Source organism: Streptomyces sp. NPDC002911 (genome assembly GCF_053591835.1).
This window is the reverse complement of record NZ_JBSFUO010000001.1, coordinates 488,217-500,857: the sequence shown is the minus strand read 5'-3', so window position 1 is coordinate 500,857 and position 12,641 is coordinate 488,217. Positions and strand designations below refer to the sequence as shown.

Below are 12,641 nucleotides of genomic sequence, written 5' to 3'. Positions count from 1 at the left end.
GTGCAACGGGCGTTGCGTATATCGCTCAAGGCTGTCTAACATCCGAGCCGATGCCGGGTCAATGGTGAGCACCGGTGCCCACGGCCGACCATGAGGAGCCCAGAGTGTCCGGATCCGCAGCCAGGACAGCCACCGCGGACGTCGTCTGCCTCGGCGAGTCCATGGTGACGTTCCTGCCCTCGCAGCCGGGCCGCCTCGCCGACGTCCCCTCCTTCGGCCGCGGCATCGGCGGCGCCGAGTCCAACGTCGCCTGCGCGCTCGCCGCCGCGGGCCACCGGGCGAAATGGGTCGGCAGGGTAGGCGCCGACGGCTTCGGCGACCACCTCGTCGACACGATCGCCGCCTACGGGGTCGACACCTCCGCCGTACGCCGCGACCCGGCCCGCCCCACCGGCATCTACTTCCGCACGGCGACGGACCGGGCCACGGACACCCACGAGGTGGCGTACTACCGGGCGGGTTCCGCGGCCTCCGCGATGTCCCCGCACAACGTCCCGCACGAGGACCTCCTCGCTACCCGCGTCCTGCACCTGTCCGGCATCACCGCCGCACTCTCCGCCGACTGTCTGGCGCTCCTCCACGACCTCACCGCCCCCCGCGACGGCCGCCCGCTGATCTCCTTCGACGTCAACCACCGCCCCGGCCTGTGGCGCGACGGCGAGACCGGCCCGGACGTCCTGCTCGCCCTCGCCCGCCGCTGCGACCTCGTCTTCGTCGGGGAGGACGAGGCGGAAGAAGCCTGGGGCGTCCACGGCGCCGAAGCGATCCGCGCGGCCCTGCCGGAGCCGGACGTGCTGGTCGTCAAGGGGGGCGCGGAGGGCGTCACGGTCTACTCACGGACGGCCGGCAGTCCGGCACAGGACACCGTCACCACCGTCTCCTCCCTCCACGTCGACGTCGTCGCCGCCGTCGGAGCGGGTGACGCCTTCGCCGCCGGGTTCCTCTCCGCCACCCTGCGCGACCTGCCCGTACGCGACCGCGCCCGGCACGGCCACCTCATGGCCGCCGCCGTCCTCACCGTCCCCGGCGACCTCACCGGCCCTCCGTCCCGCGCCCACGCCGACCGGCTGGCCGCCCTGGACGACGACGCCTGGGGCACACTTCGTCTCGGCCCCGGCTGGACAGCCGCCGCCGGGGCGAACGAGGAGGTACCAGTCACATGAGCCAGACCGTCGACCGCGCGCTGAGCATCCTGCCGCTGCTCGCCCAGGGCCCCGCCGACCTCGGCCAGGTCTCGACACGGCTCGGCGTCCACAAGTCCACGGCACTGCGCCTGCTCCGTACCCTCCACGAACACGGACTCGTCTTCCGCCAGGACGACCAGCGCTACCGCCTCGGCGCCCGGCTCTTCGCGCTCGCGCAGGAAGCCGTCGAGAACCTCGACGTACGCGAGATCGCCCACAGCCACCTCGTCGCGCTCAACGAGCAGTGCGGGCACACCGTCCACCTCGCGGTGTACGAGGAGAACGAGGTCCTCTACATCGACAAGGTCGAGAGCCGCTACCCCGTCCGGATGTACTCACGGATCGGCAAACCCGTCGCGATCACCGTCGCCGCGGTCGCCAAGCTGCTCCTCGCCGACCTCACCGAGCCCGAACGGCGCGCGATCGCCGACCGGCTCGACTACCCCATGTACACGTCCCGTTCGGTCCCGAACGCCGGTGCCTTCCTCAAGGAACTCGCCGTCGTACGCGAACAGGGCTGGGCCACCGACCTCGGCGGCCACGAGGAGTCCATCAACTGCGTCGGCGCCCCCATCCGGGGCGCCGACGGGCGGGTCGTCGCCGCCATGTCGGTGTCCGCACCGAACGTGGTCGTCACGGCCGAGGAACTCCTCACCCTGCTCCCGCTGGTGCGCCGCACCGCGGACACCATCAGCCGGGAGTACTCCGGCACCGCCCCCACCAAGAAAGCCTGAACCGTCATGACCGAGAAGACCGCCCTCACTCCCACTACCCACACCACGCCGCCCGCCAAGTTCTCGCACGGCGTGAAGAAGGGGAACATCCTCCAGGTCGCCGGTCAGGTCGGCTTCCTGCCCGCCGTGGAGGGCCAGGCCCCCACCCCGGCCGGCCCGACGCTGCGCGAGCAGACCCTGCAGACCTTCGCCAACGTCAAGGCGATCCTGGAGGAGGGCGGCGCGAGCTGGGACGACGTGATGATGATGCGCGTCTACCTCACGGACGTCGACCACTTCGCCGAGATGAACGCGATCTACAACGAGTACTTCGAGGAGCAGGGCCTCAAGGCCCCCGCCTCCGCCCGTACGACGGTGTACGTCGGCCTGCCCGAGGGGCTGCTCGTCGAGATCGACGCCCTCGCGGTCCTCGGCTGATCTCCGGCCCCTCCGCACCACCTGACTCAACCGCTCGCCTCACCGCAGTACGGCACGGCGCCCCGAACCTTCCCCCCGGGGGGCGCCGCGCCGCGCTCCCCCCTGCCCGAAGGGCCCCGTCACCAACGGAGTTGACCGCTCATGCTGCTCGCCGCCACCCCCGCCGCCGAGGCGCCACCCCACACCGGTGGGCTCCTCCTCCTGATCGGCGGGACCCCCGGTCTGCTGACCGTCGCCGTCCTCGGGATCGCGCTCCTGCTCCTCCTGATCATCAAGGTCAGGCTCCAGCCGTTCGTCGCGCTGCTCGCCGTGTCCATAGCCGTCGGCCTGGGCGCCGGTCTCTCCGTCACCGAACTCTTCGGCACGGTCCAGAAGTCGGCCGCCGTGTCCGTCATCGAATCCGGCATGGGCGGCATCCTCGGGCACGTCGCGATCATCATCGGCCTCGGCACGATGCTCGGCGCGATCCTGGAGGTGTCCGGCGGCGCGGAGGTGCTGAGCGGCCGCCTGCTGAATCTCTTCGGCGAGAAGCGCGCCCCGCTCGCCATGGGCCTCACGGGCCTCATCTTCGGCATCCCGGTCTTCTTCGACGTCGGCATCTTCGTCCTCGCGCCGATCGTGTACGCCGCGGCGAAGCGCTCCGGCAAGTCGGTCGTCCTGTACGCGATGCCGCTGCTGGCCGGCCTCTCGATGACCCACGCGTTCCTGCCGCCGCACCCCGGACCGGTCGCCGCCGCGGGCCTGTTCAACGTCTCCCTCGGCTGGGTCATCCTGATGGGCGCCGTCGTCGGCATCCCGTCCGTCCTCGCCGCCTGGGCGTACGCCGCCTGGATCGGCAAGCGCATCTTCGTCGACGTACCGCAGGACATGGTCGAGGCGGCCGAGGAGTCCAAGGCCGCCGTCGTCGCCGAGCAGCGCGCCGCCGGTGTCACCCCGCACGAGCAGCCCGTCGCGCTCGGCACCGTCCTCGCGATCATCGGCACCCCGCTGGTCCTCATCCTCGCCGCGACGTTCTCCTCCATCGCGCTGGACCCGTCGACCCTGCGCTCCGTCATCGAGTTCTTCGGCAACCCCTTCGTCGCGCTGACGATCGCCCTGCTCCTCGCCTACTACCTGCTGGGCATCCGGCGCGGCTGGTCCCGCAAGTCCCTCGAGTCGGTCTCCACCGCCTCGCTCAAGCCCGTCGGCAACATCCTGCTGGTCGTCGGCGCGGGCGGCATCTTCGGAGCCGTGCTGAAGGGCAGCGGCATCGCCGACGCGCTCGCCGACACCTTCAACGACGTCGGCCTGCCGGTCATCCTGCTCGCCTGGCTGATCTCCGTCGTCCTGCGGGTCGCGCAGGGATCGGCGACGGTCGCGATCGTCACCACCGCGGGCATCGTCGTCCCGCTGGTCGAGGGCCAGGGCATGTCGCAGCCGCACCTCGCGCTGATCATCATGGCGATCTCGGCGGGCTCCATCTTCGCCTCGCACGTCAACGACGGCGGATTCTGGATGGTCTCGAAGTACTTCGGCATCTCCGAGCGCGACACCCTGAAGACCTGGACGGTCCTGGAAACGGTCCTCTCGGTCGCCGGCTTCGTGGTCGCCGCGGCGCTGAGCCTGGTGATCTAGGAAAGCGCACGTCCGATCAGGCCGGGCACGCCCGGCCTGATCGGGACGGATCACCGTACGTCCATTCAGTGCCACGTATGTCCCCGTATGCCCCGGACTCGCGTGGCGCGGAGCACGGCGGTAGGCCGCGCCCTCTTGTGCGATCCGGCGTGATGCGCTTCGTTGATCAACATGGCGGAGACAATCGAGATCACAAGGGCGGGGGAGCCCGGCTCCCAGCCGCGTAAATCCAGTTGGCGTTACATCGGCCCCGGCATCGTCGTCGCGGCCACCGGCGTCGGAGCAGGGGACCTCGTCGCCACGCTCATCGCGGGCAGCAAATTCGGCTACACCCTCATGTGGGCGGCCGTGATCGGCTGCCTCGTCAAGATTGCCCTCGCGGAAGCCGTGGGCCGCTGGCACCTCGCGACGGGCCGCACCCTCTTCGAGGGCTGGCGCAGCCTCGGCGGGTGGACCACGGGGTACTTCGCCGTGTACGTCGTCATCTGGGGCTTCGTGTACGGCGCGACGGCGATGTCCTCCAGCGCCCTGCCCATCGTGGCGCTGTTCCCCGACGGACCGGGGCTGAAGACCTGGGCGATCATCACCGGGCTGATCGGCCTGGTCTTCGTCTGGTTCAACCAGTACGCCGTCTTCGAGAAGGTCATGACGGTCCTGATCGGCGTGATGTTCGTCGTGGTGGTCTACGTCGCGATCCGGGTGGCTCCCGACATCGGCGCCTCCTTCGCGGGGCTGCTCCCGGTGCTCCCGGACGGCTCGCTGGTCTACACGCTCGGGCTGATCGGCGGGGTCGGCGGCACGATCACCATGGCGGCGTACGGGTACTGGGTGAACGCCAAGGGATGGTCCGACACCTCCTGGATGAAGGTGATGCGGATCGACAACCGGGTCGCCTACATCACGACCGGCATCTTCGTCGTGGCGATGCTCATCGTCGGCGCGGAGCTGCTGCACTCCTCGCAGATCGCCCTGACGAAGGGCGACCGGGGGCTGATCGACCTCGGTCAGATCCTGGAGGACCGATTCGGGGCGGGCACCGCGAAGCTGTTCCTGGTCGGCTTCTTCGCGGCATCGTTCTCGTCGCTCATCGGTGTGTGGCACGGAGTGAGCCTGATGTTCGCCGACTTCGTGGAACGGATCCAGGCCGCCCGCGTCGGAGCGGGCGCCGAGAAGGCGAGCGGCGTGACGGTCCGCCGGCAGGAGCGGTCCGTGCCGTTCCGCGCGTACCTGCTCTGGCTGACCTTCCCTCCGATGACGCTGCTCTGGCTGGACGAGCCTTTCGGGCTGGTCATCGGCTACGGGGTCCTCGGCGCGTTCTTCATGCCGTTCCTGGCCCTGACCCTGCTGTGGCTGCTCAACTCCTCACGCACGCCGAAGGAATGGCGCAACGGCTGGCTCAGCAACGGGATGCTGGGCGCGGCGGGCCTGCTGTTCATCGTGCTGTGCGTCCAGCAGGTGCGCGAACTGCCCTGGTGACGGCGGCGTAGGTGTCCGCACTCTCTTCCACGAGGTCGCTGAGGGGCCTGGACCCGGAGGTCCAGGCCCCTCAGCGACGGTTCACCGCGTCCCGACATCGTGAGCGGTGCCGTCGGCGACGGCCTGGAGTGTGTCCGGATCGGCCATGTCGTGGAGCGCGGATCGCGGCCGCGTCGCCCACCGCGTACACCTCCGGGTGCGACACCGACCGCAGGGCGGCGTCGGTGACGATGCGGCCGCACTCGTCGACGGTCGGCCCGGCGGCGGCCGCAAGCGGCGAACACCCGTGTACCGCTGGTCCATACGACCACACCGGCGGCGATGCTCTCCCCGCCCGCCCGCCCGCCCGCCCGCCGGCTCGACCGCGCCGGGCAGCACAGATTTCGGCGTGTCCGGCGGACGCCGTCGAGCTACGTCCACGGCGTATCCCCGCTCCCGCGGGCCTGTGCTCATGGGGTTCTCAGCGGCGAGGCCACAGCCCCGAGCCGCCACGCCATCGGGTGACGCGGCTCAGCCAGGCGAGTGATAGCGGCCACCGCAGGCTGCTACCGGGCGGGCCGGTGTTCCAGGATCGGTGCCGTCGCTGTCTCCGGCGGAATGTGCATCGACCGTGTCTGTGCCGTGCGGTCAGCTCAACCACGACTGTTCGAGGAGTCCCATCCCATGCGTTCACGCGTCATCGCCGTCATGGCCGCCGCGGTCGCGGCCACTGCCGCACTCGCGCAACCCGCCCACGCCGCCCCGCTCTTCGACGGGGTCTTCCGGTTCGTGGCTCTCAAGGACGGCAAGTGCATGGTCTGGCCCAAAACGCACGCGAGTATCGGCATGGTGTCGCTGGGCGCTTGCACGGACAGCGGGTCCACCTCGGCGAACTGGCAGGTACGGCAACGCCCCAACGGAACAATGGAAGTCTCCACGCCGGGTTCCAACCCGCGCACCTGCCTGAAGTTGACGACGGACCACACTGTGATGGTCAACGACTGCGCTGACAAGCTCGCCGAGTGGACCGTCTCCTACGGCTCCGCCGGGCCCGGCAGCGTGGTGTGGGCCGACATCGAGCACACCCCCGGCGACCGATCCAACTCGTGGGGGAAGCTGGTGGACAGCGACGTGCCCGGTCGAATCGTGGTGAGGCAGGCCCCTATCGAGCCGCACTATTGGGCATTGCAGCAGGTCAGCTAGGAGCGTATCTCGATAACGGGCGCCCGCGTGCGTCTCGTGATCTTTCGTGCGGATAATCCCGGTACGTGTGGTGGGGATGGGCTGTTCGAGGTCGAGCCGGTCGAGCCGGTCGAGCCGGTCGAGCCGGTCGAGGTGAGGTGGTTGCAGGGCCGCCTGGTGGCGTGGACAAGACATTCCGGGCGTTCGACCCGCACCAGGCCCTGCTGTTGCCTCCCTCGCTGGACAACTGGCTGCCCGAGGACCACTTCGCCCGGTTCGTCGCAGACCTGGCCGAGGACCAGAACGCGGTGGGTGGTCGCCCTGCCGGCTTCGTGCCGTGTGCGCGACACGTCGTGCATGACGCAGCAGCGCCGCCGGGGGAGCGGCGGCGCTGTTGGTTCGTTGCCCGACGGGATGGTGGGATCTACGGGAGCCCGTGGACGTGCGGGCCGACCGCGTCGGACCAGGCGTTGCCCGCGGTGGCGTCCCAGTTCGTGGACCAGGTCATCGCGCCGCGCAGGTCCGGGTAGGTCCTGGAGGGCTTGAACGAGCCGCAGTTCGTGCCCTTGGTCAGGCAGTCCAGGGCCGCGTTCACGACGGACGGAGCGACGTAGCCGCTGCCGGCGCCGCGGGTGGAGGCGGGAACGCCGAGTCCCACCTGGGACGGGGCGAGGCCACCCTCCAGCTGGATGCAGGCGAGTGCGGTGAGGAAGTCCACCGAGCCCTGCGAGTAGACCTTGCCGTCGCAGCCCAGCATCGAGCCGCTGTTGTAGTACTGCATGTTGACGACGGTCAGGATGTCCTTGATGCTGAGCGCCGTCCTGAAGTACTCACCGGAGGTCGACTGCATGTCGATCGTCTGAGGCGCCATCGTGATGACGAGCCCGGGGCCCGCCTTCGAGGACAGCGAGCGCAGCGCCTTCGTCATGTAGGTGGAGTCGAGGCCGTTCTCGAGGTCGATGTCGACGCCGTTGAAGCCGTACTCCTGGATGAGCGCGTACACGGAGTCGGCGAACGCGGTGGCGGAGGCGTCGCTGTTGACGGCGACGGACCCCTTCTCGCCGCCCACGGAGATGATGACGTTCTTGCCGGCGGCCTGCTTGGCCTTGATGTCGGCCTTGAACTGGGCGACGGTGTAGCCGTTCAGGCCCGCCGAGTCCAGGTTGAAGGTGACGGCTCCGGGCGTGGCGGTGGCGTCCGCGAAGGAGACGGCGATGATGTCGTAGTGCGCGGGGACGTCGCCGAGCTTCTGGACGGCGGCGCCGTTGTCGAAGTTCTGCCAGTACCCGGTCACCGCGTGCTCGGGCACCGAGGTCTCCGGCCCGGGGCCCGGGTCGGTGGCCTTCGCCGTACGGCCGCTGACGGTGGCCGACTTGTCGGATTCACCCGCGGCGTTGGTCGCGCTGACGGAGAACTGGTACGCGGTGTCCGCGGCCAGCCCGGTCACCGTCGCGGAGGTGCCGGTGGAGGTGGTCGCCTTCGCGCCGTTCCGGTAGACGGTGTAACCGGTGGCGCCGGAGACCGCGTTCCAGGTCAGGGCGACGGAGGAGGCGGTCGTCGTACCCACGGCCAGCCCTGCGGGGGCCCCGGGGATCGCGGGCTCCGGATCCGTGCCGCCGCCGCCGTCGGGGCCGGTGACCTGGACGTCGTCCGCGAGGTAGGCGGCCTGTCCGTACCAGCCGTGGGTGTAGACGGTCACCGAGGTGGTGGAGGGGCCGGTGGTGAAACCGGTCCGCAGCTGGGTCCAGCCGCTGGATCCGGGGGACCAGGTGGAGACGTCCGTAGTCCCGGTACCGCTGGCCCCGAGATAGACGTAACTGCCCTGCACCCAGGAGCTGAGCGTGTACGTGGAGCCGGGCTTCACGGCCACGGTCTGCGTGCACTTGGCGTTGTCCTGCCCGGCCGGGGTGGCCTTGAGCGCGGAGGTGCCGCCGTGCACGGGGGAGGAGACGGTGGTGCCGCTGCCGCCGGAACAGGTCCAGTCGGCGAGCCCGGACTCGAATCCGGCGTTCCTGGCCACGTTGATGTCAGCCGCCTGTGCGGTGCTGACGAGCCCGGTGACGCCCAGCGCCCCGGTCGCGACGACGGCGACGACCCCGCCGAGGAGAGACCGGACCCGGCGCCTTCTGTGCCTGCTGCTTCCTGCGGAGCGTTCCACTTGCTGCCTCCGGTGGGGGAGTTGGGGGTGCCGGCGGTAACGGTGGCCACCGTTGGCCGATAAGCTGGTCCAGACCAATCAGGTTGTCAAGGCCTCCGGCGGGCCGGATGCGTGGCACGAGGCGAGCCCGGGTTCTCCACCGGCCGCCCGGTCGCTCCGGGTGGTCGCTCCAGGGCGCTCGAGCACGCACACCCGGACGGGTGACTCGGCCGCGTTACCCCGAACGTGACCGAGTGGATATCCGGGAGGGCCCGCAAATGCGGCTGACGCTCCTTCCTGACGTGGGCAGTTGAATTCACGTGGATTTCAAACCTGGTCGGCTGAAGTAACCCTGTGCAGTGGTGCAGGAGTTAACGACCAGTCCTTTCGTCCGATTTCGTACGGAGGCGTTGTGCCCGTGTGTGCCCCATGTCTTCGTACTGGGTTCCGATATCTGTTCTCTGCCTGGTATGAGGTGGCTAAAGTGCTGGGGGAGAAAGCACGGAGCAGGAGCGATGGCGACCGGAGTCACCGCAGACGACGGCCGGAGCCGAACGGGGAAGAGCGTGCCCACCGCAATAGCAGTGACCAGTGCTGATCTGGTGCTACCGCCGACCGATCAGCAGACGCCCACAGCGGCCCTGCTGCAGGCCCCCGAAGCCCAGCCGCTGGATCTCGCGATCGGTGACATGCACCTGCTTCTGGAGCAGCACGGTCATGTGATCGCGGTCTATCCCACGGGTATCAGCCCTGCCCATGAACGCAGACTGCACGCCATCCGCTCGGTCCTGGAGAGCGACCGCATCGCCCTTCTCAAGGTGGACCTTCCGCCCCTCGGCGTGGCCGTACTCGTGCGCCAGCTGAGACAGCTGTCCCTCTGCGATTTCAGCCCGGGAGTGGTGGCGTCGGCGGTGCGGCTGCTCGCCCACTACATCCGCGCCGGAGCCCTGCTGAACTCGGTGGCCAGGCTCGACCGGGTCCCCGTCAGTCTCAAGACGCATGCGAAGTCCTGGGTGCCGGGCTCCGTGTTCGCCGTGTTCGCCGGCCCCAGCCCGCAGCTCCTCAAGATCGGTCCGGCCGTCGAACCTCCGGCCGGACCGTCGTACGCCTCACACCTGCTCGTCGCCAAGGGGCAGCTGACATCCGAGTGGGTCCGGCAGACCCTCGTCCCGGCATGGGGCGTACAGGCCGTGCAGGAGTGCGCGCTGCCTTCCGGCTCGCCGCGTTGGTGGGGGACGGGGAAGCTCGTCGAATTCGCCTCCTTCCTCCCGGACATCTCCGTGATCTATCAGCTCGTTTCCTCCGTACGGCGGGAAAACTGCCACTGGTGCGGAATGGAGCTCATCGGCGACCGCTGCGGGTTCTGCTCCTCCCCCCTGGTGCCGCCGGAGAACCGAATGCGTCCTGCCGGTGTCCTGAGCCAGGGAGCGCCCGCGCCCCCGAGCTCTTAGCGCGCCCAGGGCTCTGCAGACACCGCGCATCCCTCTCTGTCCGTTGCTCCCCGCATCCGATTCGAACGAGGTTGTCCGGCCCATGAACTCCCGCCAGCGCCGCGGCGTGATACTCCTGCTCCTGTCGGTCCTGTGTGCCTTCGGCGCCTTCGCCGGGGTGCTCTCGGTGATCAGCGACGTCAACGCGAAGGTCGGACCCGAGGTCGACGCCTACCGGCTCAAGACGAACGTGGCCCCGTACACGGCCCTGTCCGCAGGTCAGTTCGAGAAGGTCGCCATGCCCAAGCGCTGGCTGTCGGACAACGCCGTCACGGAGATCGACGAGATCGACGGCAAGATCGCCGTCACCGAACTGCAGAAGGGTTCCCTGATGCAGTCCGACATGATGGTGAAGAGCCCGGAACTGAAGCCGGGTGAGCAGGAGATCGCCATCATGATCGACGCGGCGACGGGCGTGGCCGGCAAGATCCGGCCGAACGACAAGGTGAACATCTATGCCACCTTCGCGGGCGAGAAGGAGGGTGAGGTGTCCCAGTCCAAGGTCATCGTCTCCGACGCCAAGGTCCTCGACGTCGGCGAACTGACCGCCCTGGAGCCGCGGAAGGACGACCGTAACCAGGCCTCCGAAGCGGTGCCGATCACCTTCGCGCTCAACACCCTCGACACCCAGCGCGTGGCGTACGCAGAGTCCTTCGCCCAGCACGTACGCCTCGCCCTGATCGCTCCCGGCAGCGACGGCACCGTCCGCCCGGGCGACCGGACCTACACGCTCGACAACGACAAGTGAGGATGGGATGACCACCAGAATCCTCCCCGCAGTCGGTGACGCAGACGCGGTCAGGTCCGTGACCACCCTGCTCAGCCAGCTCCCCGACGCGGAACCAGCGGCTCCGGTCGGTGACTCGACCCAGCTCCTCGACACACTCGCCCGCCTTGCCGGCGAGTCCGTCGAGGAGCTGCCCGAGGTCGTCCTGGTGCACGAGCGGATCGGCCCGGTGCCCGCCCTGGAGCTGGTCCGGGAGGTCTCCCTGCGCTTCCCCGCCGTAGGGGTCGTGCTGATCACCGCCGACGCGAGTCCCGGTCTCTTCGCCGCGTCCATGGACGCGGGCGCACGGGGTCTGGCCACCCTCCCCCTGAGCTACGAGGAACTCGCCAACCGTGTGCAGGCCGCCGCACAGTGGTCCACGGGTGTACGACGCCATCTCGGTTCCGCCGGCGACGTGTTCACCGGTCCCGGCGGCACGGTCGTCACGGTCACCGGGGCCAAGGGCGGAGTCGGGACGACCCTCACAGCCGTACAGCTGGCCCTGGCCGCGCAGGCCTCCGGGCACACGGCCGCACTGGTCGACCTGGACCTCCAGGCCGGTGACGTCGCCGCCTATCTCGATGTGCAGTTCCGGCGCTCCGTCGTCGACCTGGCGGCCATCGCCGACATATCCCCGCGGGTCCTCTCCGACGCCGTCTTCTCGCACGACACGGGCCTGGCGCTGCTGCTGGCACCCGGGGAGGGCGAACGCGGGGAAGAGGTCAGCGACCGCGCCGCACGCCAGATCGTCAGCGCCCTGCGCTCGCGCTATGAGGTCGTCGTCATCGACTGCGGAAGCCAGATGAGCGGAGCCAACGCCGCGGCGATCGAAATGGCCGACACCGCGGTGCTGGTGACGACACCGGACGTCATCGCGGTGCGTGGCGCCAAGCGCATCGTCCGGATGTGGGACCGGCTCCAGATCCGCAAGGCCGAGGAGACGGTCACCCTCGTCAACCGCTTCAACCGCAACACGGAGATCCAGCCCGCGCTGGTCCAGCGCATCACCGGCACCCGGATGGCGGGCACAGCGGTCCCGGCGAACTTCAAGGAACTCCAGGGGGCGGTGGACTCCGGGCGGATGCACGAACTGGACCCGCGCTCCACCGTGAAGCAGGCCCTGTGGGCCCTGGCGGGAGAGCTCGGACTCGTGAAGCCTTCTCCAGGAACCGAGCCGCGCGGCGACAGGGGCTCGATCGGGGGCCGTCGGCGCAAGGGCGGCACGACCAGCGGGGGAGGCCGGCAGTGACGAGGGACGCGGGAGAGCCGGGCCGGATACGGGCAGGGCTGAGAAGCGACCGCGGGCAGCTGAGCGTCGAGTTCACCGGGATGGTGCCCATCATCCTGGTGACGCTGGTGCTGCTCTGGCAGGCGGTGCTGGTGGGGTACACGTTCACCCTGGCGAGCGGCGCGGCCGACGAAGGCGTACGGAAGGCCGTCGCCTCGGGCACCGGGGAGGGCCGGAGCAGCTGTGAGGCCGCCGTGTACGAACGGCTGCCCGGGGCCTGGGAGGGCTCGGCGCGGATCGACTGCGGGGGCGGCGGGAACGACATGGTCAAGGCCACCATCAGGCTGGAGGCCCCCGTGCTCTTCCCTGGATTCGTCGGCCTCCCCATTCCCGTCACGGCGACGGCCGGCGCCGCCGCGGAAGGGAAGTGACCC

11 protein-coding genes and 1 pseudogene are annotated in these 12,641 nt (G+C 69.7%); 10 read left to right on the top strand and 2 right to left on the bottom strand.

Annotation, left to right across the window (positions count from 1 at the left end):
* Positions 1-104: 104 nt before the first annotated feature.
* The 5 genes from ACWD04_RS02270 to ACWD04_RS02250 all read left to right on the top strand — a co-directional run bounded on the left by ACWD04_RS02270 (position 105) and on the right by ACWD04_RS02250 (position 5,425).
* Positions 105-1,163, top strand: coding sequence for a sugar kinase (locus ACWD04_RS02270; protein ID WP_451127156.1), 1,059 nt, complete (start codon positions 105-107; stop codon positions 1,161-1,163).
* Positions 1,160-1,918 carry an IclR family transcriptional regulator gene (locus ACWD04_RS02265; protein ID WP_451127154.1) on the top strand — a complete coding sequence of 253 codons (759 nt, stop codon included), beginning with the start codon at positions 1,160-1,162 and terminating at the stop codon, positions 1,916-1,918. The genes ACWD04_RS02270 and ACWD04_RS02265 overlap by 4 nt, the downstream gene beginning before the upstream one ends.
* Positions 1,919-1,924: 6 nt before the next feature.
* A complete protein-coding gene (locus ACWD04_RS02260; protein WP_451127152.1) occupies positions 1,925-2,335 on the top strand; it encodes a RidA family protein in 411 nt (136 codons plus the stop codon).
* A gap of 141 nt (positions 2,336-2,476) precedes the next feature.
* Positions 2,477-3,949 (top strand): GntP family permease, encoded by a 1,473-nt coding sequence (locus ACWD04_RS02255; protein WP_451127150.1) that lies wholly within the window; start codon positions 2,477-2,479, stop codon positions 3,947-3,949.
* 171 nt (positions 3,950-4,120) lie between these two features.
* Positions 4,121-5,425, top strand: a complete 1,305-nt coding sequence (locus ACWD04_RS02250; protein WP_451127148.1) for an Nramp family divalent metal transporter — start codon at positions 4,121-4,123, stop codon at positions 5,423-5,425.
* A gap of 157 nt (positions 5,426-5,582) precedes the next feature.
* On the opposite strand, the pseudogene ACWD04_RS02245 reads toward ACWD04_RS02250, so the two are convergent.
* A pseudogene (locus ACWD04_RS02245) lies at positions 5,583-5,763 on the bottom strand (FAD-dependent oxidoreductase); the annotation flags it as partial.
* A 325-nt stretch (positions 5,764-6,088) separates the two neighbouring features.
* Here ACWD04_RS02245 and ACWD04_RS02240 point away from each other — a divergent pair.
* Positions 6,089-6,607, top strand: coding sequence for a hypothetical protein (locus ACWD04_RS02240; RefSeq protein WP_451127146.1), 519 nt, complete (start codon positions 6,089-6,091; stop codon positions 6,605-6,607).
* A 403-nt stretch (positions 6,608-7,010) separates the two neighbouring features.
* Here the strand turns inward: ACWD04_RS02240 and ACWD04_RS02235 are convergent, their stop codons facing one another.
* The gene (locus tag ACWD04_RS02235; RefSeq protein WP_451127144.1) at positions 7,011-8,744 is read right to left on the bottom strand and encodes a chitinase; all 1,734 of its coding nucleotides are present in this window, start codon (positions 8,742-8,744) and stop codon (positions 7,011-7,013) included.
* 563 nt (positions 8,745-9,307) lie between these two features.
* Between ACWD04_RS02235 and ACWD04_RS02230 the strand changes: the two genes are divergently transcribed.
* From ACWD04_RS02230 to ACWD04_RS02215, 4 genes are all read left to right on the top strand, one after another.
* Entirely contained in the window at positions 9,308-10,174 is an 867-nt protein-coding gene (locus tag ACWD04_RS02230) for a hypothetical protein (RefSeq protein WP_451127142.1), read from the top strand.
* A gap of 82 nt (positions 10,175-10,256) precedes the next feature.
* Positions 10,257-10,961, top strand: a complete 705-nt coding sequence (cpaB, locus tag ACWD04_RS02225) for a Flp pilus assembly protein CpaB (RefSeq protein WP_451127140.1) — start codon at positions 10,257-10,259, stop codon at positions 10,959-10,961.
* 7 nt (positions 10,962-10,968) lie between these two features.
* Positions 10,969-12,228 carry an AAA family ATPase gene (locus ACWD04_RS02220; RefSeq protein WP_451127138.1) on the top strand — a complete coding sequence of 420 codons (1,260 nt, stop codon included), beginning with the start codon at positions 10,969-10,971 and terminating at the stop codon, positions 12,226-12,228.
* A complete protein-coding gene (locus ACWD04_RS02215; RefSeq protein WP_451127136.1) occupies positions 12,225-12,638 on the top strand; it encodes a TadE family protein in 414 nt (137 codons plus the stop codon). Before ACWD04_RS02220 ends, ACWD04_RS02215 begins: the two co-directional genes overlap by 4 nt.
* Positions 12,639-12,641: the final 3 nt, after the last annotated feature.